The organism is Luteolibacter arcticus (assembly GCF_025950235.1).
In the GTDB taxonomy this organism is placed as follows: domain Bacteria; phylum Verrucomicrobiota; class Verrucomicrobiia; order Verrucomicrobiales; family Akkermansiaceae; genus Haloferula; species Haloferula arctica.
In genome coordinates, this window is the sequence record NZ_JAPDDT010000010.1 from 124,409 (window position 1) to 147,639 (window position 23,231).

Sequence of the window (23,231 nt, forward strand, 5' to 3'; positions counted from 1 at the left end):
ATTATGAAAAAGACGATTCTCATCATCGAAGACGAGCCCGAGATGCGCCGGAATCTGGCGACCATCCTGCGCTTGGAGCAGTTTCACCCGGTCGTCGCCGAAAACGGTCGCATCGGGGTCGAGGCGGCGTTGCGGGAAAAGCCCGATCTCATCCTCTGCGACGTGATGATGCCGGAGCTGGATGGCTACGGCGTTCTCCGCGAACTCCGCGCGGACGCGGCCACCCGCGCGACGCCGTTCATTTTCCTGACCGCCAAGGGCGAGAAGCCGGACATCCGCTCTGGCATGAACCTCGGCGCCGACGATTACCTGACCAAGCCGGTCGCCAAGGCCGACCTGCTCGATGCGATTTCCTCCCGCCTCACCCGCGCGGGCCAGAGCGTCGTGACGGCGTTCGACCCCGATTTCAGCTCCGCCGCACCGCTCGAGGCCACCTTCAGCCTGACCCCGCGCGTCGCGGAGACCCTGCTGTGGCTCTCCCAAGGCAAGACCAACGGCGACATCGCCACCATCCTCGGCATCAGCGAGAGCACGGTGAAGAAGCACGTGCTGGAGATATTTGCGGCCCTGAACGTGGAAACTCGCACCGCTGCCTGCCTGCTGGCGGTGGAGGCGCTCAGCGCGAGTTAGGCAAGATTCCCGTCCCATGCTGCCCCCGAAGTGACGAAAAAATCGGAAACTATTTCCATTCAGTTTAAACCTGCAGCAGCCGAAAGTCGTAGCAAGTAAGGTGGAAGAGCACCGAGAAGCCCAAGACCTCGAAGATTTCGTCACTGCAATGACCGGATGCCAGGCGGACCTGTTCGCTTTCATCCGGATGTTGTGCGGTGACGCGCACCTGGCTGCGGACATCCGGCAGGCGGTCAATGTCACGCTGTGGCGGAAACGCGACGACTTCACTCCGGGCACCAATTTCCGCAACTGGGCTTATCGGGTCGCGGATTACGAGGTGAAGTCCCAGCTTCGCAAGCTGAGGCGGAGGCGATGCCTGCCGCTCGACGAGGGATTGCTGGAGCGCTTCGCCACCGAGCTTCCCGCCGCGGTGGATGAATTGCCGGAGCGCCGGGTCGCGCTCGCCCGTTGCATGGAACGGCTGAACGCACGCGATCTCGAGCTGCTCCGCCACCGCTATTGGTCCGAGGGCTCGCTGGAAACCCACGCGAAATCGATTAACCGCAGCGTTGGCACGCTGAAGGCCAGACTCTTTCAATTGCGCTCGTTGCTGCGGCAGTGCGTGCGACAACGACTTGTGGAAGCACACGAATGAAATCGCATTTGGACCAGCTCATGAACAAGTGGATCGAGGGTGACCTCGATCCCGAGGATGCCGAGTCCCTGCGCGAATTGCTGGCCGAGGATCCTGCGGCTCGCGAGACGTGCTACGACATGATGCTCCTCGATCAATTGCTGGGCGAGCGGGAGGAAGCGCGGGCCGCTTTCCCGGAGGAAACGACGCTGCCTTTCCCAACGCGCAAGCTCCCCTCGGTAAGTACGGCAGTCGCGGCCGTGGCCTCGCTTGCCGCATTGATTTTCGCGGGACTATGGATCACAGCCCGCCCGGAAGTCGACGCCACTCGCGCGAGCAGTCCGCCGATCACCGCGAGTTCGGACAGCCGGATCACCATTGCCCAGCGCGAAGACCGCGGCCAGTGGTCGCCCGGCGAACTCTTGCGCCTGGAGCGTGGCACCGCAGCCATCCAACTCAGGGAAGGAGTGCTCGCGCACTTCGAAGGCCCCGCAGCCATTGAGCTGGTCAATGCCCTGGGAGACATCCGCCTGTTGGAAGGCCGCGGCTCTTTCCAGGCCGAAGCCGGCGGACAGCCCTTCACGATTGAGACACCCGGCGGAACAGTTCGCGGTTCCGGAACCCAATTCGTATGCCAGATATTGCCGGACCAGGCGGCACTGGTGGAAGTGAACACCGGCAGCTTGGAGCTTGCGCCACACACAGGAAGGGGACCCTCGAAGGTGAACGCCGGAGAAGCGGTCCGCCTCGAAGGAAACGGCACGCTCACCCCCACCGCGCGCCCCTTCATTCCATTCCGCTCCGGCCTCCCGGAAGAACTCGCGTTGTTCCAGGATGACTTCAAGGCCGCCGACGGAACGTTGCTCTCGGATCACGTTCCGCAGACCGGCCAGAAATGGGAGGCCACGGATGAGACGAACCCCACCGTGATCATAAAGGAAAAGCTGGATACATCATCCGGTAGCCGCCGGCTCTTCGCGCGGCTTGCCCCGCATGATCCGGGCGGCACGGGTTCCGTTTACATCTTTTCGTTCTCACTGACGCCACCCTCATGGTCGCACGACAAGGTGCAGCGGATGGACGGCATCGAAGCGATCGCCATCCTCGATCCGGCCGGCCACGAACTCTTCAGCCTCATGGCAGAGGCAGTGAACACGCACCGTTGGCAACTCAAGGGCGGTGGACAACTTTCGCCACTCACACCGGTCTGCGCGTTGTGGGACCACCAGCTCACGGTTTGCTATGGCCTCGATGGACGTGTGACATTGCATGATGGCGGCACTGCTCAGGCACCTGTCATCGCCAGCATTTGGCTCAAGGATCCAGCTCCCGTGGAGAGCATGTTGATAAGCAACCGGACCGGCGGCGACCTGGCGTTCCGGCGGATCGGCACCGCTTTGTTGCGTGCGCCGTCGGTGCATGCGGAGTGACGCTTCCGTCACCCCGTTCGATTGCGATTTCTTAAACCCGGGGGAAATCGAGGGCATGGAACGTCGTGCCTCCTGAATACCCAAGGGCCAACCCATCCTCCTGTGGCGTCATTTGCCGCGTGAGGTCGTTCATGGCGTTGGGATCCACGGAGAGCATCGGCGCATCCGCGAGGCTGTGCCGCATCCCCGCCTGAATCGCAGGGAACTGGGCTCCCGTTGCCCGGCCCTTGCCATCCCCGACCTCGACACAACCCATGAATCCGAAGTTCCGCAGTTCTCTGCTCATCGCCTCCCAAGTCGCCATCTTCTCGCCGGGCTCCACGGCATCGGCGGCCACCTCCACTTGGATCGGCACCGAAAACGCCGCCAACAATTTCAACACCGGCGCCAACTGGAATAACGGTGGCAGCCCCACGGTGCCTACCAACAACGACATCATCATCATCGGATCAGGAGCCACCGCGAATTCCACCAGCGTCGTAAATCGCGCGGCCAACACCACCTTGGACGGTTCCCTCTCCATCTCCCATAATACCCATTTCAACATCGGCAACGGAGGCAACCCCACCTTCACGGTCGGCACTACTGGCTCGCTGACCTTCACCTCCACCGCCGCCAACTCCTCCCAATACTTCATCGGCTCCAGCTCGGGCCAGTCCACCTTCACTCAGAACGGCGGCACCGTGAATGTGACCGTCAATCGCGGCATCCAGCTCTCCGATGGTGCCTCCGGTGCCACACGCACCGGAACCTTCAATCTCAACGGCGGAACCTTCGCCGCCACGGTCGCGGCTTCGGGTTCCCTCACCTCGGACGCCATCCCTGAAATCTACGGCGGATTCCTCGCGGGCCGCGCCGGTGGCACCACGCCGGATTCCTTCAATGTCGGCGGCGGCACCGCCACGATCTCGGCACCGAACAGCCCCACACGCCGCGTCACCGCGACCAACGGAGCCTCCGTGAACGTCTCCTCCGGTTCGCTCGCGTTCAATGGCTTCGCGGAACACCGGCTCGGCTACGATGATTCGAACATCGCAGGCACCAGCGGAACCCCCGCCAACGCCGCTGTTAGCAAGGCGACGGTTTCCGGAACAGGGTCGCTCACCTTCGCGATGGGCGGTACGAACCCCTACTTCGATATCGGCGCAACCCCCGGCTACCACGGGGCCATCGAAGTCTCCGGCACAGGCACACTGATCATCTCTGGAGGTGGCCTCAGCATCGGCTCCGGCGGAGCCAACGGCAACGTGACCGTGACCTCCGGCAACCTCACGGTGAACCAGTTCATCAACGTCGGTCGCAAGGACAGCAACATCGCCGGCGGCACGGACGTCCACCTTACTCTCAACGGCGGCACGCTCTCCACTTCGTCCATCCGCTCCGGGGGGGGTGTCCCAAGTGCCACTAACAACAACGTCGTCGTCAACGGCGGCACCATCAAGGCGCTAGCGAGCGAGGCGGACTTCCTCCGGATCGGAGTGAACGGCGTCACCAGCTTGAACACACAGCGCCCCTATGTGAAAATCGAAAGTGGCGGCCTCATCTTCGACACCAACGGCCACAACGTCGGCATCCAGACCGGCCTCCACGCGGGAGACACCAGCGGCGGCGGCCTTACCAAGACCGGTGCCGGCACCCTTTCCCTTGCCGGGGCAAGCGACTACACCGGAGCCACCAACGTCAACGTCGGCACCCTCGAAGTCATCACCGGTGGTTCGATCGGCGGAACCTTGAACGTGACGGGCGGCACCACGCTGGCAGCCGCCGGCAGCACGGCGAGCGTCTGGACCGTGCCGGACCTGAACCTGTCCAACGGCTCGACCGTTTCCATCGCCAATTTCGACCCCCTGAACACGCTCACTCCCGCCATCCAGGCGACCAACAGCCTTGCTCCCGCGGGCACCGTCCTGGTGACCGTTCCCTCTAACATTGCCGTGGGCGACTTCCCGCTGATCGGCTACCCGAGCGGTGGATCGATCGGTGGTGACGGAATTGACGCCTTCCAACTCGCCTCCCTGCCCCGCGGTGTCGTGGCCGACATCATCGATGACAACGACGCGGTCACCCTGCAGATCAGCGCCATCAATCCGCTCCGCTGGAAGGGCACCACTTCCGTCTGGGACATCGAGACCACCACCAACTGGGTCTTGGGTGCCACGCCCGAGACTTATCACAATGGCGATGTGGTGGTCTTCGACGACAGCGCAACCGGCGGCCCGAATCTAACCGTGACGCTCGACACCGCGGTCACACCGAAAAGCCTCACCTTCAACAACGACACCAAGGACTACACGCTGAGCGGCACCGGGTCGATCGGAGGCAACGTCCCAATCCTCAAGACCAATTCGGGCACCGTCACCCTGCTTACCTCGATTACCTCCACGGGCACCACCACGGTGGACCTGGGGACCCTGCAGCTCGGCAATGGCACGGTGAATGGCAGCATCTCAGGTCCGCTGGTCAACAACGACCAGGTCGTCTTCAACCCCGCCACCACTGCTACCTTTGCCGGAGCACTGGACGGCACCGGAAGCGGCCTCTTCACGAAGACCGGCCCCGGCACCCAGGTCATCACCAGCACGACCAACACCGCCTCCGGCACCTTTCAAGTCAACCAAGGCACGCTGCAATTCGGCAACGGCACCACCAATGGTGCCGCTGGCAGCGCAATCTATCAGGTCGACGCCGGGGCCACGCTGCGCTTCGAGCAGGCCACGGCAGCCCCCTTGCCTGCGGGCATCCGGGGTGCGGGCAACGTTGCCCTCAATTCCGCCCAGGCTGCCACCGGCTTGGCCGATTGGGGCTCCTTGAACCTCGACGTCGATTTCACGGGCGAGCTCCGCGTCGAGAAAGGCCGGGTAGGCGCAAACTTGGGCAAGTTCGCGCTCGGAAGCGCGTCCAAGGTCCAGATCCTGCCGGGCTCGCAGTTCCTCGCCTTCAGCAGCATCGATGCCTACACCACGCCGATCGAAATCGCCGGTGCCGGCTGGGGTGAGCCCGGTGCCAACGGCGGCTATCCCGGCGGCCTCCGGCTTGCGGGCAACGCCACCGCCACTTGGGCAGGTAGCATCACCTTGACTGCCAACTCAGGCATCATGGCGCAGCGCGGCAGCAACTTCACGATCAGCGGCCCGATCACCGGCGCCTTCCAGTGCGAGTTCTACTCCGGCGATCCCGTGGCAGAAAACGGCAACCTGATCGTTGCGCCCACCGTTCCGGGCCAGAACACCTACGCCTCCACCAAGATCAATGGCCGCCCCTCTGCGTCCGTCGTCGCGGGCAGTGCACAGGCCTTCAGCACCGGGCCGCTCGTCGTGGACAATGCCATCCTCAAGCTGGACGGTCACGACCACGGCTTCGCCAGCCTCAGCGGCGCGGGCGGTGCCATTGGCAACTACCACGCCACCACTCCGGCCACCCTCACCGTGGGCTCGGATAACTCCAGCAGCAGCTACGCCGGCGTTCTCCGCGACGGTGCCGCCGCTCCGCTCGCCTTGACCAAGACGGGCACGGGAACGCTCACGCTGAGCACTCTGCCCACCTATACCGGCAACACCACTGTGATGCAGGGCAAGCTGACCCTCGCCACCTCGGCGCTCGCCGACAACTCGACGGTCACCATCAATAGCGGCGCGGTATTGGAACTCACCGCCACGGCTTCCGATATCGTGGGCACGCTCATCCTCGATGGCGACGACGTCGGCCCTGGCACCTACAATTCCAGCCACGAGACCTATGGCGCCTACTTCGCCGGCGGCGGCAGCCTGGTGGTCGGCGGGGCCTTTGAATCGTGGGCCGCTTCCAAGGGACTCGACGGCACGCCCGGCAAGGAGAACGGCCTCACCGATGACCCGGAAAAGGACGGCATCCCGAACCTCAGCGAGTTCTACCTCGACGGCAATCCGCTGGCCAGCGACCGCTCGATCCTGCCGGCCGGCAGCCTCGACGTCACCTACCTCACGCTCACCTTCCGCCGTCGCGATGACGCCGAAGCCAGCATGACCAGCCAAGCCATCCAGTACGGCTCCACTCTGGCAAGTTGGACCGATGTCGTCCTCGGCGCCGTAAATTCCACGACCCCCAGCGGGGTCATCGTGACCGTGGTGGAGCATGATGCGGCTCCGGACAACATCACCGTCCAGATCCCGCGGACCTTGGCCGTCGGCGGCAAGCTCTTCGGCCGCCTCCAGGTGACGAAGTAATTTCGACTTCATTGGGTTCGAGGTCGAACACACAGGCCGCTCCGGCATCGGGCCGGAGCGGCTTTTTCTTTGTCGATTGCTCCGAAAATGACAGATTGGCGCTGGTTTCCACGCACAAGATGCCTTTTGAGGATCAAATGACCACCTTCTCCCTGAACTCGCTCCTCCTCCACCGCTTCGGCTTCATCTGGGCCTCCGTGCTACCCATCGCGGTGGCAGGAGCGGTCGAATTTGCTCCGCTCCAGGCGATCGACCCGGGCGAACCGCTGGCATCGATCGTGTCGAAAGCCGCGCACGTCGTGCCTTCGCCGCGGCAGGTCGCGTATCACAAGAACGAGTTCATCGGCTTCATCCACTTCGGTCCGAATACCTTCACTGGCCGCGAGTGGGGCAATGGCATGGAGGACCCGAAAACCTTCGCGCCAACCGGCCTCGATACCGACCAGTGGTGCGAGACGCTCAAGGCCGCGGGCATGACGATGGTCGTGATGACCTTCAAGCATCACGACGGCTACGTGCTGTGGCAGTCGCGCTACGAGAAGCACCAGACGATCAAGAACTCGCCCTTTCAGAACGGCGAAGGCGACATCGCCCGCGAGCTTTCGAAGTCGTGCGCCAAGCATGGGCTCAAATTCGGCATCTACCTCTCCCCGGCCGATCTCTATCAGATCGAGTCGAAGGACGGTCTCTACGGGAATGGTAGTACTTCGCGCAAGAGCACCATCCCCACCGATCCCGCCTCGTTCAAGACGGCACCGGAGAAGGTCCGCGCCGATCGTCCCGCGGGTGCTCCACTCTTCACTTTCGAGTGCGACGACTACAACCGCTACATGCTGAACCAGCTCTACGAGATGCTCACCGAGTACGGGCCGGTGCACGAGGTTTGGTTCGACGGGGCGCATCCGAAACAGAAGGGCGGCCAGACCTACGTCTATGATGCCTGGTATGAAGTCATCCGCACCCTGGCCCCGAATGCCGTCATCTTCGGCAAGGGCCCCGATGTTCGCTGGTGCGGCAACGAAGCCGGCGGAACCCGCGCCACCGAGTGGAATGTCATCCCGCTACCGCGTGACCCCAAGGACTTCGATTGGCCGGACATGACCGACAAGGACATCGGCTCGCAGGCCCAGCTCGCCGGTGCGAAGTTCCTCCACTACCAGCCCTGCGAGACGAATACCTCCATCCGCCACGGGTGGTTCTGGCGGGACGACGCGCAACAATCGGTGCGCACTGCCGATGATGTCTTCGACATCTACGAACGGGCCGTCGGTGGGAACTCCGTCTTCATGCTGAACGTTCCGCCTAACAAGTCGGGCCGCTTTTCCGAGCGCGACGTCGAGAGCCTGCGCGAAACCGGCCGCCGCATCCGCGCGACCTACGGCACCGACCTCGCCAAGGGCGGCAAGGTTTCCGCACCCAAGCTCCAGGATGGTGACCTCGACACCTGGTGGGAGCCCAAAGACAGCAGCGGCGAGCTTGTCATCACCCTGCCCTCCCCCGCCCCCGTCAACCGCTTCGTCTTCCAGGAAGCACTCGCCAAGCGCGGCCAGCGGATCGAGAAGCACGCACTCGACGCATGGATCGATGGCAAGTGGACCGAAGTCGCCACCGGCACCACCGTCGGCTACAAGAAGATCCTGCGCTTCCCGACCGTGACCACGGACAAGCTACGCTTGCGCGTACTGGAAAGCCGGCTGCAACCGACGGTCGCGGAGGTATTGGTCCACTTTTACGATCAACCGCCGTTGCCAGTGATCGCCACGCGCGATGCTTCGGGAAACGTGACGCTCGCGCTGAAAGAGCCCTCCTTCGAAGGCAAGGGCGCGGGCTTCAAGACCTCCGGACTGACCATCCGCTACACCACGGACGGCAGCGAGCCCGGCCCCAAGTCGCCAATCTATCAGAAGCCCGTCCCGATGACGGATGGTGGATCAATCACCGCCCGCAGTTTCTCCGCGAAACAGCAAGGTGCGGTCGAGCGCTTCCACTTCGGCCCCTCCAAGTCCTCATGGAAGGCGACTGCCACCAGCGAGGAGAACGCGACCTACGATGCCGCCAAGGCGATCGATGGCGACCCGGGGACCTTCTGGCACAGCCGCTGGAGCGCGCCCGCGCCGGAGCATCCGCACACGCTGACTGTGGACCTTGGCAATCCCATGACATTGACCGCCGTCACCTACCTGCCGCGTCAGGACAAGGCGGTGCCGGACGGCATGATCGAAGAGGGCCGCATCGAGACCAGCATCGATGGAAAGACATGGACCACCGCCGGAACCTTCCACTTCGGCAATCTGGTCAACGATCCCGTCGAACGAACCCATGACTTAAAGAAAGCCGTCCAGGCCCGGTTCGTGCGGCTTGCCTCGGTCAAAGGAGCAGCAGGCAAGCCCTATGCCGCCGTGGCGGAATTAGGTGTGCTAACCGCTCCGTCCAATTGAGCCGTTACTCCTTGGATTTCGCAGCCAGCACCATCGCAGCGAGTTCGGTGACGATGCGGGCGAGCTGCGGATAGACCCACGGCTCGCGGAAAAGCGAGGCATCGAGATGGTCGGCATCGATCTGCGGCAGGGCAAAGGACTCCAGTGCTTCGAACGAGGCATCGAGCGCCGGACCGCCTGACTTCAACTCACGGAAGGCATCCGCGCAAACCTCGCGGAATCGGGCAAGCGTCTCCGGATGGCGACTGCGCTGGTCATTGAGATGGACGGTGACCACCGAGAGCGCGTTGGTCACCCGCTGGTTGCCATTGGCGAGCGCTGCGGCTTGATCGAGTCCCTCGCGGCGGCTCCGTGGATCCGCGGTCATGCGGCGCAGCGAGGAAAAGACCTCGCTGTTCGCCGACTCCGCGCTGCGGCGAAAGAGCAGCAGGTCCTCATCGTGCGGCAGGCCGTCTTCCAGGCGGGAGACGACCTGCTTCAGATAGAAAAGATTCGCATCGAACGCCTTGCCCATGATCTCGGGAAAACGCTGCTTCTCCCAGACCGGCCAGAAGATCAGCGCCGCGCCAAGCGCCAGCGATCCGCCGGCAAGCGTGCACCCCAGACGCTCAAGGGTAACGGCGAGCGTGACCGGCTGGTGTGCTTCGAGCAGCAGCACGACATTCAGGGTGATGAAGATGACCGCGATCCCGTAACTACGCTTCACGTAGTAGGAGAACAGGGCGATCGTCACGGTCACCGCCGCAAGCAACACGCCGATCGGCGGATGCAGCCACAGCAAGCTGCTGGCGATGAATCCGCCGGCCAAGGTGCCGAGCATACGTTCGGCTGCTCGCTTCCGCGTGGAGCCGAAGTCCGGCTGCAAAACCACGATCATCGAGAACGGGAGCCAGTAGCCGTGCGGGATCTGGAGCTCTTTGAAAATGGCCACGCCCGCGGCCACTAGCAACAGCATGCGGGCCGTGTGACGGACCAGCGCGGGATCAACCCGTCGGCTCAGGTTCAGCGACGCCGCCAACGGGCGCAGCGTGAGCGTATGAAGGTCGAAGAGTTCCAGCGAAAAGGCGCCGCGGTCGCCGGTTCGATCAAGCGTCGCCCTCAATGCCTCGCGGATCGTGGGAAGCAACTCTTCGATCTGTCGGAGAACTTCATCGAGCTGGCCGGCGACAACGGGATCATCGAGACGGGTCTTCACCTGCGAGCGCAGCACCGCGAGCAGGTTCTCCAAGCGCGTCAGCCGCACCTCGAAGGCAGCAAGGTGCGCTGGCTGACGCGAAACCACCGCGAGTGCCACCGTCCGCGCCGAGTTCGATAGCGACGCCAGCACCGGCGCGAAAGCCGCAGCCAGCGGAGCGAAGCACGATCGGGCCATCGCCGCTTCGAGCGAGGTGCTGAGCACAATCACCCGCAGCGTCAGGCGGGCGGCGACGAGATTGAGCTGCTCCAGATGCCGCGGCAGGTTTCCCGGTAGCGCATTGGACTCCGCCAGCACCGCTTGCGTCTGATTCAGCGTAGTCCGCAAGTCGGCCTGGCGGTGGACGATCATTTCATGACGGCCCTCGCCTTCGATCGCCAACGCATCGAGCAAATCCGCCAGTGCGAGCCAGCTTTCCGCCACCGTCCGCCGCAGCGGATGCTGCGGGTGAAAGGGCCAGCCGAGCACCTGCAACAGCACCCCGAACAATCCGCGCGCCAACGCCCCCAGCGCCGGGTGAATCGCGTCCGGCCGGGTCGTGTGCGGCGACAGCGCGATCAGGAACATCAGGCCGCTGCCAATCGCCAGCCCCGGACCGTGTTCGCTGCTGAGATGCCGCCACAGTCCGCCCGCGAGGCTGACGATCACCGAGCCTAACAACGCGAGCGGCAGGCTATCCACGCCGAGCACCCCGAGTGCCGTCGCCCCCGCGAGCACTAGGCTCATCGCAAGCATGAGGCCCAGCCGCAACGAGTAGGCGCCGCGGACATCGACCAGCGCAATGGTATGCGCAGCGATACAAGGGAACGCCAGATCCACCGGCACGCCACTGAATAGCGCGAAGAGCAGCGGCACCATGAACGCCACCGTCCCGCGGATCGCGCGGTTCAAGTCCGGCCGCAACGACTCGCGGTCGAGGAGATCTCGGAAAAACTCCCTGGGGCCGTTGGCCGGCATGCCCCAAGCCTCGGGAAGATCGCGCGGCGATCAATGGCAAACGAGAAGTTTCCCGCCCATGAATCCGAGACGCTTCCTGCCCTTTGAGTCTCAACTTGTTAACTTGCCTGAAGCAATAATTGTGGCCACTCTCGGACCTATCCCATGAAAAGCTGTCTTCTTCCCGCCGCAATCTCCTGCTTAGTGGCAAGTGGACTTCCTTGTCGTGCCGATGAAGTTGAAGACCAACTCGCCGAGGCATCCACCCGGATCGAATTCATCGCATACGACTACGCTGCCATCGGTCGCAGCGGCCCGATGTGGTTACCCGAGTCTCGCCAGGGAAAAGCTTGGAACGCATTGAAGGATACCCTGCAGCTACCTGCGTCCTTTGAACAATTGGAGCGGCTCGCCGGTCATGCCAATCCGCGGATCCGCACCTTGGCGCTGATGAAACTCTATGCACTCATGGAGCCGGATGCATTCCGGGTAATCGGAAAGCATCAAGGGGACACGAATGAAACGTTTCCAGATTTGGCACCCACCCACGACGGCGCGATAGGAGATGTGGCGACCTCCTCAGAGCCGGTGATAGGAAAGGTGGTCCATACCGAGAAAGCAACCATCAGCCGGGTTACCGGGCAGATGCTCAGGATGATCGGCTATACCTCCCAGCGGGATGGTGACTTTGAGACTTGGAGCAAGCCACGCCTAGGCAATCCGGACTGGATCGCTTGGTACGACTTCCTTTACCGGATCGCGATCGAATCTTCCTCGCCGGTTCCTCCGCAGGCGGCGCCACGGATTGCCGCGCTCAAAGAAAAACTGAAAAGCCGCCCTGCCGCAGTCCGCGCATGGCTATGGTTTGGCATTGCTGACGATCGCCTGATGGTGCCGGCCTTCGATACCCCGCTCGCCACAGAAGCAGAGATGATCGAAGCAGCTAGACAGCTCGGCCCGCAGGCTTTGCTGGCCTTCTTGAAAGACGGCACCCGGGCAGGACTGAGCGAACCGCACATCGACAATCCCGAGCGCGGAAAGCGCTTTATCCTCCAGCATGCCAAGCAATTGTTCCGCGAGGAAGACTCGAAGCCCTTGGCTGAATCCGGCAATTTCATCGCTGCAGCCGACGCGAATCCCAAGGAGGCTTCCACCCTGATTCGCAAGATCAGACTCAAAGACTCTGACGTGGGTATCGCCATGGCGGCCCTGCTGGATCACCACGGCGAAACCGAGACCGAATTCGTGGTGGAATGGTTCCATGCTCCCTCCGGCATTTCTGGTCCCGCATACGACCAGAGCAAATTCATTCATGAGTATGAGCGCCGGATGCCCGCCGATTGGGAGAAGCCGATCCGTGCGTTGGTCGCTCATCCGGGCTTTGAACGCCTTGATCGGCTCAATGTCGCCTACTTCGCGCAGATGGTGAACAAGCTCGCAGGGAAAGAGATTGTTTCCTTCGACTCGACCAAGGGAGAAGTTGCGCAGCGCAATCGTCTCCGCGAGCATTTCAGCTTGGCCGTACCCGAGTAATCACGCGCACTCCGCCACCATCTGGGCGCACGGTTTCATCGCCGCTCCGGCACGGGCGCATTCGAGATCGCCGCGCAGCCCGCGGATGAAGCTATCCATGCCGAGCCAGATGCCGCGGTAGAATTCCGCATCGGTCGCACCACCGGCACGCAGGGCACCGCGATGGTTCACCCATAGCACCGTCCCGGCCGCCAAGCCGCGCAAGCGGAACGCCAGCTCCCAAAGCCGCCCGAAGCGACGGTTCTCCGCGGCGAGCCGCGCACGATGAAAGGCGATGTGTCCGGCCTCGTCGCGAATGATCAGGGCACACATGCCGCGAACCGCTTCGTCGCGGGTATACTTGCGCAGCATCTTGTAATAAACGTGGCTGACGATCTCGGTAAGCAGGAGCGCGTAGAGTTCGAACTGCACGCCAGCGAGCTTCCTCACCCCGCAGAACAGGCTGAAGCTCCAGTGCCCCTTGATCTCCGCGACCATGAAGCGTTTCAGCGAGCTCCCTAACAGCCGCGAGTGTTCCCTTTCCTCCGCGAACCAGAGATCGACCAAGGCTTTCAGACCCGCATCGGAAGCGAGCAGGCGCTGGTGATTCCACGCGATCAGATAGGCCGGGCCGCCGCCATCGCCGAGCTGGAATTGTTGAAGGGACTTCCCCAGCTTGGAGAGGGCGGGCCCACGCAGGTTGACCGGGGCGTTCCAGTCCGGCTCGGGCCGGTCGAGGGCATTGCGGCGGAAATGTTCGGTCCAGTAATCGAGATTCATGACGGCAATGGGTTGCGGCGTCATCCCGGCAGCAGCAGGCGAAGAACGTTTGATGGACGGGTGAAAACCTTGCGAAGCTTTCGTTGCATTTCCGCGGCGAGCGGGCAGCGTCCGCGCCATGCACCGCCAGTCCCTGCTCGACCAGCTCACCGCCTATGCCGCGAAGCATCCGGAGGAGGCGGAGACGGTGAGCCAGTTCATCGATTTCGTGGCGTCGGAATCGGATTGCTTCGAGCGCTCGCTGGCCGCCGGCCATGTCACCGGCTCGGCGTGGATCGTGAGTGCGGACGGCACGCAGGTGCTGCTCACCCATCACGCCAAGCTCGATCGCTGGCTGCAACTCGGCGGCCATGCCGATGGCGATTCCGACGTGCTCGCGGTGGCATTGAAGGAAGCCTGCGAGGAATCCGGCCTGAAGGATTTCGAGCCGGTCGGCGAAGGCATCTTCGACCTGGACATCCATCCCATTCCGGCCCGCAAGAGCGACCCGGAACACCTCCACTACGACGTCCGCTACCTGCTGCGCGCCACGGGCAATACCGACTACATCGTCAGTGATGAATCCCACGACCTGCGCTGGGTGCCGCTCAATGACGTGGCGGCGTTGAGTAATGAAGAATCGATGCTGCGGATGGTGAGGAAGTGCGGCTTGCGGCTTCCCTGAATCGTCAGGTCCGGGCAAGCTGGGATCGTGAAGATTGACTTCGGCGACGTCTTTGCCAGCGGCATCGGCTGGCTGCTCAAGCAGCTTTTCTTGTTCGTGGCGTCGATCTGGCTCGGCTGCTCGATGGGCGCTGCGGCCCTGCTCGCTGCCGGGCTCGTCAAGGGATGGAGTTTCGATGCCGGTCTCTTGATAGGCAGCCCGGTGCTGCTGCTGACGAGCTGGTTGATTCCGAACGTCTGCTTCCTCGGCGCGGCGATCTACTGGTTCGTTCGAAATGAGACGAACACGCCCTTGGCATGCGGTATCCTCGCCGGCGTCGAGGCTCTCGTGTCGGTCGCTGGCCAGGCAGGAGAAATCAACGGTTGGCTACCCCTGACCGTGGCATGGGTGACTTGCCTCGTTCTCATCGCCATGATGGGCACGGGCTTGTGGTTCCTCGGCCAGTGGCAAATCAACCGCTGGGCCCTCGAGATCGAAGAGCTCAAGGCGGAGAATGCGATGCGCCGCGCGCAGTTGAAGGAGGATTTCGGCACCGACAGTGCGGGCGTCGATGAAACAGGCATGCCCTGAACACGAAAAAGCGGCGTGGCCGGAAAGCCACGCCGCTCGTGAGATTGAATTGGATGTCTCCGCCAGATCAGTACTCGGCCGGGCCTTTGGTGCCGCCTGAGGCCTGCTCGCCTGAGATCTGCAGCGCCTGATAACCGCCGATCGAGCGGAAGTAGAGCAGCATGCCGAGATAGAGCACCGCCATCAAGGCGGGAACGAACGAGGTCAGCTTGAGAGCCATGCGGCCGCCATGAAGACCAGCTCCCGTCACTTCCTTCTTGTCAGCTTCAGCAGTCGGCTTGGCCTCATTCCACCACTTGACCAAGGCCTCGTGGTTGGGGTCCTTCTTGCCTTGCTGGGTCAAGAGTTCGTCGGCTCGTGCCAGTTCCTTGCCGCCGTCATCCAGCACGCCAACCTTCGCACCATCCAGACCGACGGTCTTGATGCCCATGAAAGTGTTTTCCTTGCCGGCCTTGTAGCGCTCATACGACTCCTTCGAAGTCTCCTGGAGCTTCTCGGAGGCGTAGTAGTCCTGCTTGAAGCCGATCGCGGGACCGCCGATCAAGCCGGCGGAAAGCATTCCCACGCCACCGATCATACCGATGGCAACGGCTCCACCCTTCGGGAAGCGCTCGGAAACCACGGCCAGCATCGTGGGCCAGAGGAAGGTCTTGCCGCAGGCATAGACCGTGGCGGCGACCACGCAAAGCATGACGCTGGTGGCCGAGCCGAGCAACTGGAGCCCGACGAAGCCGAGGATGGCACTGACCAGCAACAAGCCGATCGGAGAAATGCGATGAACGATCGGACCGGCAAAGAACCGGAGGATGAACATCAGCAATGATGTGTAAGAGAAGAGGATCAGGCCCTTCGTTGGGCTGGCCATGATAGAGCCGGTGATCTTGCTGATCCACGAGTCGGTGCCGAGTTCCACGTATCCGACGAGGGCGTGGATCACCAGAAGCAGGATCATCAGCGGGAAGAACAGGGTCTTCACCATCTCCCCGATGGTAACGCCGGCTTGGGCGGCATGGGACTTCGGGAACTTCTGGCCAATGATCATCGCCCCGTAGATGAGAACCGGGATGAGGAACAGGCTCATCTGGATGCGCCAGTCGACTGCGGCCGAGACCACAGTGCCCGCGTCATCCGTACGAGCCGCCATGAATGCGGACGCCACACTGCCGAGCACAAGACCCGCAGGCCAGCCGGCGTGGAGGATGTTCAGGTAGTGGGTCTGCTGTTTCGGGAACAGCGTCGCGGTGAGCGGGTTGACGACGGCTTCGCAAACACCGTTGCCAATGGCGAAGATGAACATAGCCGCGAATAGGCACCAGTAGGCGGCATCCTTTCCGCCGGAGGCGAAGAAGGCAGGCGCGGCCAAGGTGAGAACGGCCGACACGAAGTGTAGGATGAGCGCCAGGAACATCAGCTTGCCGTATCCGACCTTGTCGGCAAACAAGCTGAAGATGATGATGATGAGGCCGAAACCGGCCAAACCACCACCCGTGATCGTTCCAAGTTCGGTCATCGTGAAGCCGAACTGATTGGCCCATTGGCCGAGGATGCCGCCGCGTACGGAAAAGCCGACGCCGGCAGCGAGGATCGCCATGAAGCCGGCCCACAGGAGCCGTTTGGCGTTGGGCGCCGTGGATGGATCACTAACTGAATTGCTCATAGGTTTCTTGGGAAGTGGCGGTCTGTCTAACGGTCGTGGCGAGGCATGGCAAGCATGCGGAATGGCAGCGGACAACGCTTTCGGCGGGCGCTTCCTTTCGCGAATGTCGCAAACATCCAAGGGCGTGACGGAAATTCCGCCACGCCCTCCCCTCCCCGAATCCCCGGCCAAGGCGGTCAGGCAGCCTTTCCCGCACCGCCAAACACTTCCCGCCAGTCAATCCGCGCGGTCAGGATCATCAGCAGGGCCAAGGTCAGCACCGAGACCACCGCGAGGGTGATCCCGGTTAGCCCGTCGAAGAAGAACGACAGGCTGAATAGCGCGAGGTAAACGACTTGCGCCGGCACCGCCACGCCGAATAGGAGCTTGCCGCCGACCGCCCGCAGGTAGCCGGCCACCAGCAGCAGCGAGACCACGGTGGCGACGCCGAAGCTAGCGAAGGGCGGCATCAGATCGACCAGATAGGCGAACAGCAGATGGAAGGAGAAGAAGCCCGCGCTGACGAAAAACACATGCATCGGGTGCAGCGGGATGCCCTTCAGCGCGGCCACGATCAGCAGCACGGTCACGAAAAACAGCAGCGAGACCGGCGCGAAGTTCACGATCCGCTGGGCGACCGGCCCGGCATTCAGCAGCTTCGGCATGTCCATGCCGATCGCCGGCGCGGACAGCACGTCAGGATAGACCCAGGCGAGATTCCAGCCGGCGTCGTCCTGCGCGCGCTCGTCCGGCGAGCCGGTGCCAAAGGGGAAGTCAATGTCGGCGAAATTCACCCGCATCCGCAGATCGAAGCCGGTGATACGGCGGGCATCGGGAAACCGGTAGTTCCACGAATCCGTCCCGCGGGTGCGGTAGGCGACCTTCAGCGGCACGGTTTCCCCGGCCGGGACCACGACGGCCCGGGTGACGATGCCGTCCTCCGCCGCAGTCGCGGATGCCGTTTCATCCCCGGCCTGAAAAACAAACCCGTGCAAGCCAGCGCTATCCGCCGGCAGCGGGAAGCGCAGGTAGAGAGTCTGCGGAATGCGGGTCGGATTCGTGAAGGCGTAGTCGGCACTGAAATCGACCTCATAGGTGCGATGCCACAGCAGCCCGCGGCGCTTCGGCTGGGAGTCGAGCCGGACCGCGACCTTGGTGCTGGATGGCAGCACGGCAGCCCGACCAGCCGGGGCATTCGGAGTGAAGTAGAAGGCATCCGGGTGCGACTGGACCAGCGCCGGGCCCCAGACCCCGGCGACCTCGCGCTGCATCTCCGCAGTGGAAACGAAGGTGCGCTTCGAGATCGCGGTCCCGAGCAGAATCCATGCGAGGCAAGTGCAGGCGACGATGACGGCGGACAGCAAGAGATTGGAAGATTTCATGGGACGGTTCGATTTCACGGGACGGTTCGGTTAGGGACGGGCGGAGAGGTCGGCGCGTTGGTAGAAGACGGAAACGGCAGGCGTCTCGTCGCGGCAGAGGTTCTTCCGAAGCCGGATGGCCGATGGCGGATCCGTATTGAGGAGATTCTCGCGGGTGAGGTTCCCGTGAATCTCCGCCCGATAGGCGGTGGGCAGATCGACGCGCCAGGTCAGCGTGCGAATGAAGAGCGGCGTGCGTGGCAACTCGAGCGCGAGCGTGCCGGAGACGGCATCGAGCGCCTCGCCGCTGGCCGTGAAGGACAGCTGGACCTGCGTGGTTTCCTTGCCCGGCGGCGGCAGCGGGATCTCGATCCGCCCCTCGCCGCGATCCACCGGACGCGTATCTTGACCGGCGACCGCACAACTCAGCAGCGAGTATCCTTTCGGGCTATCGAAGGCGACGCGCAGCGGCTGGCGGTGATCAATCTTGAGCAGGCCCTCGGCCAGCAATGAGCCGTCGCTTTCCTGGCGCAGCGACCACGTGGCTTCCAGAATCACGGCATCGGCCGTGGCCACCAGCGGCAGTTCACGGGCTCCGAGCTCGGCGGTCGTGGCGGCACTTTCCAGCGTGAGATACGTCGTTCCACCCAGCGCCTCCCGGAGCTTCGCGGGAAGTGCCGCGGGATCAAAGGGGCCGGCCAAGCCGTTGCCTTCAAAGGCACGGCGCGGATTTGCCGCGATCAGGAAGCGCGCACGCGCCGAGGCCTCCTCCGGACCTCGCGGCGCGGCGAGCTGCCACGAGGCATCGAGTGGCCGCAGCGGGCGGCGATAGCTGATGACCAGCTCACGCTCTAACATGTCACGGGACTTCCACTCCAGCAGTAGACGGTTGTTCCCCTCGGCATCGCGGGTCACGCGGAAATGAGCGAGGTCATCCCCTTCGGCCTTGAGATCGCGGGCATCCGCGGGAAGCAACAGCTCGGCGGAAATGCCGGAGCCACCGGTGGCTGATGCGCGCGCGAGCACGAGATGATCGAGTTCCCCTTCCGCATCGCGCACCAGGACCTGATGCTGCCACGTCCAGCTCGATGGCAGGGGTGGCTTCTCGCTTTCCTCCACTTCCTCAGTGGTCAGCGAGCGCAAGGTCACGTTCGCGCCGGAAGCGGGCAAGGGCAGCGGCTGGCCGGGAAGCAAGCGATACTCGCGGTCATCGACCCCGACGGTGAAAGTCGCCCCTTCCGCCTCGAGGATCAGCGACGGACAAGACGGCAGCACCAGCGGCACGTCCGAAGCATCGGCAATGAAGCGCGCGCTGAACGCAGCGTTCCCGAAATGGGATGCGGCGTGGCAGATCTGTCCGCCTTGGACGACCAAGGTAAGTTCGGCGGGCTCGCTGCGTTCCAGGCCGACCGGTCCTCCGATAAGCGGGACCAACGACATGCCATCCGAAAAACGCGTCACCCGGAACGACGCATCGATCGCGACGCGATCACCGGCAGGACTCACCTTCAAGCGCGCCGCAGCCAGGGCAGGCAGCATCGCGGGAGGCGTGGGTGAAGGGGCCGCCTGCCGCGCCTCTAACAAGCGCAGGAGTTCGGCATAGGGCAGCCGGACCTCCGCGTTATCGAGCGGCTCGGCGGAAACGACAAGGGGCGCGACCAGGCAGGCGGCGATGAGCAGGTGCTTCATGCCATCACGCTGGAGCGCCGCGATGAAGCACTGTCGAAGCGCCGGTGAAATGCCGGTGTTGCAAAGATGAAGAAACCGCGAAAGCGGCTACTCAGCTCAGTTCACCACCTCGTAGACCACCCGGAGAAAGCGCGGTATCTCGCTCCTCGGAACCTCATAGCCACCCGGAATCTCCGTCACGCCATCCTGGGTCCACGTTTCAAGATCGGTGGAGGTTTCCACGAAACGCGACATTCCAAGCGGCGCAGGAGGAATCAGCAGTTGCATCGTCCCCGGCGTCACCACCGGCTGGAGCAGGGGCAGGGAAGTCGGATCATTCGGATTCGCGCCGAACGTGTATTCACCGGCATTGTCCCATCCGTCTCCATCAAGGTCAGCGGAAGCTGCGGCCAAGGGGTCCTGCGGATCAACGAAGGTCTCGATCCACGCGGTGTAGGCGGAGACGATCACCAGGGTGCCGCTCGCACTACCGATGTAGCCGGGCCGGGTCACGGTAACAACGACTGCATAGCTGCCGGCGTTGACCGGCAAGGTCGTCGAACCGTTATAGGTAACCGAAAACTCGACTCCGCCAGGTTGGATAACAACAGTGGCGGATTTCGCGGTGCCGTCATAGTAGGCAAGCAGCCCGGACAATTGGAGGATCGCCGTTTCGACAACAGCATCGGCGATCTCGATCGCTACGGAGGATGGCTCCATCGCGACGAAATTCAGATCGGCAGGCGGCAGGGACAGCACCAGCGACTCCGGGCCTTCCACAAGGGAGTCGAGCACCGCACCCACCTCGGCCGTGACGCTAGTCTCCCCCGCAGGCAAGGTGAGCGAGATCGGACCACCGACATCACCGGAACTCGCAGCGCCGGAGACCTCCAGCGTGACGGTCTCATCTTGCACGAGCGGCAGAGGCGTCGAGAGGACAAGCATGACGGTCGATGACGGCGAGGCCTCCGACAGCGACTCTCCGGATGCTGTTAGAGAAAGATGCGGACGGAAAGGATCCGAGACCGCGAGCGACCAGAACTTCACGTCATCGACATTCCAGCCGGTCACGATGGTGCTGCTGTTGTGCACGAGTCGCCAGCGGAAGACGATGCTTTCGCCGGCCCAAGCCGCGGGCAGCTTGACGCGGGTGGTGATGAAGCTGGCGGCGCTGCCGGTCCACGCCTCGCGCCCGCGGATCGCCGAGCTAGAGTTTGAGACGATGCTGCCGCTGTAGTCGCCGGCCTGGACCGTGGCGTCGGAGTTGAGCAAGTCGAAAAAGGCACCGCCATTGCGCGAGGCCTCCACAACGCCCCCGTCCCGCGACAACTCCAACAGATACCGGTGGGAAAATTCCAGCAGGCCCCCACCCGGGCCGACCGTCACGGAGGGAGCCATCAGGAGCGCCTCACCGTTGCTTGTAACCGAGGGTGAGAACATCGAGTTGGGAGCGCTGTTAGAGCGATTGGATGAAACAACCCAGGGACTGCCGGCTCCGGAAACCGATTGGGTCCAGCCAGCCGGCAGACTGGATGAAGCATCGAAATGCTCCTCGAGTGCCCCCCCGGAGATCCCTGCCCCCAAGGTCACCGACAGCGGCAATACCGCCGAGTAGCCGGTGGCATTCACGGTGAGCTGCAGATTGATCACCTGCCCTGCGACACCCGCCAGCGCGACGGTGAAGAGACCTTCACCCGACTCGCCCGGAGCCAGCGTGCCGAAACTCGCCGTCGCGTCGAAAACCGTCGAGTCCGCCGGCGCGGAAAGCGTGGCAGTGAGAGCCGATGCCGCCAGATCGCCGCCATTGGTGAGCGTGATGCCGAGCCGGAGGGTTTCGCCCGGATCGGGCACCCCGTTCGCGCCGCTGTTTGACTCGGCATCGAGGCGGAGGGAAGTGACGGTCATCTCCGGCGTCGGCGGGGCCACCTCCAGCAGGACTTCCATCCGGTAGAGTTGTGCGCGGTCATTGGAGCCGCCGCGGACCCGGATGAGATGGGTGCCGTTCGTCGCAAAGCGGAAGTTGGTGATCTGCTCGGTCAATCCCGCTCCCTGCACTGGAGCGGACGCCAGCACCGTGGTGCCATTGGCCGCCAACAGATCGAGGATGAGGTCCTGCTGGGTGGTCGGATCAAATGCGGTGCCGGCGGTGCACGTGCCGTCGGAGTTCTGGGCCCCGTCCAGATACGTGTCGGTCACCGGATCCGCAGGGAGAATCGGATCTGAGGGAATGATCCGGACGGTCACCTGCTGGGTGTCCGTGGCGGGAAAGGAGTAGAAGTCGGTGTCACCGTTGTCGTCGATGCTCAGCCATTGCCATGACGCTTGCGTCCCGCCGGTCAGCGCGAGCGGCGTGGCGTTGGCAGTGGTATCGTTGTTACGGACGCCATCGTGAACCTCCAGCGGGTCGCCATACCTCCGCTGGGTGGAGTAGATGTCGTCGAACTGACAGCCGCGGAAGCCGAGGTTGATGAAGGGCTCCATCAGCTTCGTCTGGTTGACCGGGCAGACGTGGGCGAGACCGAGCGAGTGCCCGATCTCGTGCTCCATGATGTTTCGCAGCCGGATCGAGTTGTTGCTGATGGTGGCGATGTAGTTGTCGTTGGTATCGATCACCACGTCGCCGTTGTCCGGGTAGTAGGCGTAGGCGAGCGTGTTGCTGTTGCCATCGATCGCGTGTCCGCTGATGCGGATGTCGCCACGGATGCCGGCACTGCCCCAATCCGAGCTTGAGGAAGAACCATCGATGGTCACGCCGTCATCGTTCGGCTCGTAAATGAAGCGCAAGCCGGAGATCGCGGCCAGATTGTCGAAAACCGCTTGGAACACCGGGAACCATGGCTGGGTGGCGGGATCGCCCGCGGCGCTGCCGCCATAGATGGCCGCCATCCGCGCGCGCAGGTTGCTGGGATCGGACGTGTCGCCCGAATCGCTCGCGGTGATCGGCGTGCCATCGGGGACGATGCTCCAGGTCAAGGTCACCGGCAGGCCTTGGGCGCTCTGACTGGTGCCGTCGGTGGCGGTGCGAGACCAGCGCCGGGTCCCCTGCAGCGCCTGAACCCCGAAACTGCTGGCCGCCGCGATCTTCTGCTCCGCCATCAGATAGGCTTGGACGATTTCCGGCGGCGTGTCTTGCGACCAGCACTGGACCCGCGGCGTAGCGGAGGTGGCAAGCTGGCCAGCGTAGCGGGCGAGGCGGTCGCCCTCCGCCCGCGACAATCCGGGGAGCGCGTCGATGGCCACCAGCACCTCATCGAGCGCCGCTTGCTTGCGGGCGTCCAGCTCCGCGGGTGAAAGGTCCAAGGCGGACTGCGGCGCGGCCAAGGCCTCCCGAAGCGACTGCCACGGACGCGGCGTGAGGCCACCGGGCGTGGGCGACGATGCCTCGTTCGTAAGTTCAGAGTCGGGAGCAATCCCGCCGGAAGAGGCCCCCGCCCGGATCCCCGATTTGGTTGCGCCCATCTCCACCCTCTCCCGTGATCCCGGCTGACGCACCACTGCCACGAAGACCCCGGCCAGCAAGGCCAGCAGGAGCGCCAAAGGCATTCGGGATCGCTTCACTATCCACTGAATGTGAACAAATGAAGAAGCTGTCA

General features: G+C 63.4%; 14 protein-coding genes. 8 read left to right on the forward strand and 6 right to left on the reverse strand.

What is annotated here, in order from left to right:
• Positions 1–3 precede the first annotated feature (3 nt).
• From OKA05_RS20175 to OKA05_RS20195, 5 genes are all read left to right on the forward strand, one after another.
• Positions 4–630 (forward strand): response regulator transcription factor, encoded by a 627-nt coding sequence (locus OKA05_RS20175; protein WP_264488997.1) that lies wholly within the window; start codon positions 4–6, stop codon positions 628–630.
• 100 nt (positions 631–730) lie between these two features.
• Positions 731–1,267: a sigma-70 family RNA polymerase sigma factor gene (locus OKA05_RS20180; protein ID WP_264488998.1), complete on the forward strand. Its 537-nt coding sequence runs from the start codon at positions 731–733 to the stop codon at positions 1,265–1,267.
• Positions 1,264–2,676 carry a FecR family protein gene (locus OKA05_RS20185; RefSeq protein WP_264488999.1) on the forward strand — a complete coding sequence of 471 codons (1,413 nt, stop codon included), beginning with the start codon at positions 1,264–1,266 and terminating at the stop codon, positions 2,674–2,676. Before OKA05_RS20180 ends, OKA05_RS20185 begins: the two co-directional genes overlap by 4 nt.
• A 254-nt stretch (positions 2,677–2,930) precedes the next feature.
• Positions 2,931–6,878 (forward strand): beta strand repeat-containing protein, encoded by a 3,948-nt coding sequence (locus OKA05_RS20190; protein ID WP_264489000.1) that lies wholly within the window; start codon positions 2,931–2,933, stop codon positions 6,876–6,878.
• Positions 6,879–7,015: 137 nt separating this feature from the next.
• Entirely contained in the window at positions 7,016–9,316 is a 2,301-nt protein-coding gene (locus OKA05_RS20195) for a discoidin domain-containing protein (protein ID WP_264489001.1), read from the forward strand.
• A 4-nt stretch (positions 9,317–9,320) separates the two neighbouring features.
• Here OKA05_RS20195 and OKA05_RS20200 read toward each other — a convergent pair whose 3' ends face one another.
• Positions 9,321–11,468: an FUSC family protein gene (locus OKA05_RS20200; protein ID WP_264489002.1), complete on the reverse strand. Its 2,148-nt coding sequence runs from the start codon at positions 11,466–11,468 to the stop codon at positions 9,321–9,323.
• 144 nt (positions 11,469–11,612) lie between these two features.
• Between OKA05_RS20200 and OKA05_RS20205 the strand changes: the two genes are divergently transcribed.
• Positions 11,613–12,980 (forward strand): hypothetical protein, encoded by a 1,368-nt coding sequence (locus OKA05_RS20205; RefSeq protein WP_264489003.1) that lies wholly within the window; start codon positions 11,613–11,615, stop codon positions 12,978–12,980.
• On the opposite strand, the gene OKA05_RS20210 is transcribed toward OKA05_RS20205, so the two are convergent.
• The gene (locus tag OKA05_RS20210) at positions 12,981–13,739 is read right to left on the reverse strand and encodes a hypothetical protein (RefSeq protein ID WP_264489004.1); all 759 of its coding nucleotides are present in this window, start codon (positions 13,737–13,739) and stop codon (positions 12,981–12,983) included.
• A gap of 118 nt (positions 13,740–13,857) precedes the next feature.
• On the opposite strand from OKA05_RS20210, the gene OKA05_RS20215 reads away from it, so the two are divergent.
• Positions 13,858–14,403, forward strand: a complete 546-nt coding sequence (locus tag OKA05_RS20215) for an NUDIX hydrolase (protein ID WP_264489005.1) — start codon at positions 13,858–13,860, stop codon at positions 14,401–14,403.
• 27 nt (positions 14,404–14,430) lie between these two features.
• A complete protein-coding gene (locus OKA05_RS20220; RefSeq protein ID WP_264489006.1) occupies positions 14,431–14,973 on the forward strand; it encodes a hypothetical protein in 543 nt (180 codons plus the stop codon).
• A gap of 67 nt (positions 14,974–15,040) precedes the next feature.
• Here OKA05_RS20220 and OKA05_RS20225 read toward each other — a convergent pair whose 3' ends face one another.
• The 4 genes from OKA05_RS20225 to OKA05_RS20240 all read right to left on the reverse strand — a co-directional run bounded on the left by OKA05_RS20225 (position 15,041) and on the right by OKA05_RS20240 (position 23,181).
• Entirely contained in the window at positions 15,041–16,630 is a 1,590-nt protein-coding gene (locus tag OKA05_RS20225) for an MFS transporter (protein ID WP_264489007.1), read from the reverse strand.
• A 176-nt stretch (positions 16,631–16,806) separates the two neighbouring features.
• The gene (locus OKA05_RS20230) at positions 16,807–18,009 is read right to left on the reverse strand and encodes an inner membrane CreD family protein (protein ID WP_264489008.1); all 1,203 of its coding nucleotides are present in this window, start codon (positions 18,007–18,009) and stop codon (positions 16,807–16,809) included.
• Between the two features lie 12 nt (positions 18,010–18,021).
• Entirely contained in the window at positions 18,022–19,659 is a 1,638-nt protein-coding gene (locus tag OKA05_RS20235) for a hypothetical protein (protein WP_264489009.1), read from the reverse strand.
• A 96-nt stretch (positions 19,660–19,755) separates the two neighbouring features.
• Positions 19,756–23,181 carry an MBG domain-containing protein gene (locus tag OKA05_RS20240; RefSeq protein ID WP_264489010.1) on the reverse strand — a complete coding sequence of 1,142 codons (3,426 nt, stop codon included), beginning with the start codon at positions 23,179–23,181 and terminating at the stop codon, positions 19,756–19,758.
• Positions 23,182–23,231 lie beyond the last annotated feature (50 nt).

Bases quoted from the DNA above. Each gene is read 5' to 3' on its own strand.
- OKA05_RS20175 (WP_264488997.1), top strand. From the start codon at position 4: ATGAAAAAGACGATTCTCATCATCGAAGACGAGCCCGAGATGCGCCGG.
- OKA05_RS20185 (WP_264488999.1), top strand. From the start codon at position 1,264: ATGAAATCGCATTTGGACCAGCTCATGAACAAGTGGATCGAGGGTGAC.
- OKA05_RS20190 (WP_264489000.1), top strand. From the start codon at position 2,931: ATGAATCCGAAGTTCCGCAGTTCTCTGCTCATCGCCTCCCAAGTCGCC.
- OKA05_RS20195 (WP_264489001.1), top strand. From the start codon at position 7,016: ATGACCACCTTCTCCCTGAACTCGCTCCTCCTCCACCGCTTCGGCTTC.
- OKA05_RS20200 (WP_264489002.1), bottom strand. From the start codon at position 11,468: ATGCCGGCCAACGGCCCCAGGGAGTTTTTCCGAGATCTCCTCGACCGC.
- OKA05_RS20205 (WP_264489003.1), top strand. From the start codon at position 11,613: ATGAAAAGCTGTCTTCTTCCCGCCGCAATCTCCTGCTTAGTGGCAAGT.
- OKA05_RS20210 (WP_264489004.1), bottom strand. From the start codon at position 13,739: ATGAATCTCGATTACTGGACCGAACATTTCCGCCGCAATGCCCTCGAC.
- OKA05_RS20215 (WP_264489005.1), top strand. From the start codon at position 13,858: ATGCACCGCCAGTCCCTGCTCGACCAGCTCACCGCCTATGCCGCGAAG.
- OKA05_RS20225 (WP_264489007.1), bottom strand. From the start codon at position 16,630: ATGAGCAATTCAGTTAGTGATCCATCCACGGCGCCCAACGCCAAACGG.
- OKA05_RS20235 (WP_264489009.1), bottom strand. From the start codon at position 19,659: ATGAAGCACCTGCTCATCGCCGCCTGCCTGGTCGCGCCCCTTGTCGTT.
- OKA05_RS20240 (WP_264489010.1), bottom strand. From the start codon at position 23,181: ATGCCTTTGGCGCTCCTGCTGGCCTTGCTGGCCGGGGTCTTCGTGGCA.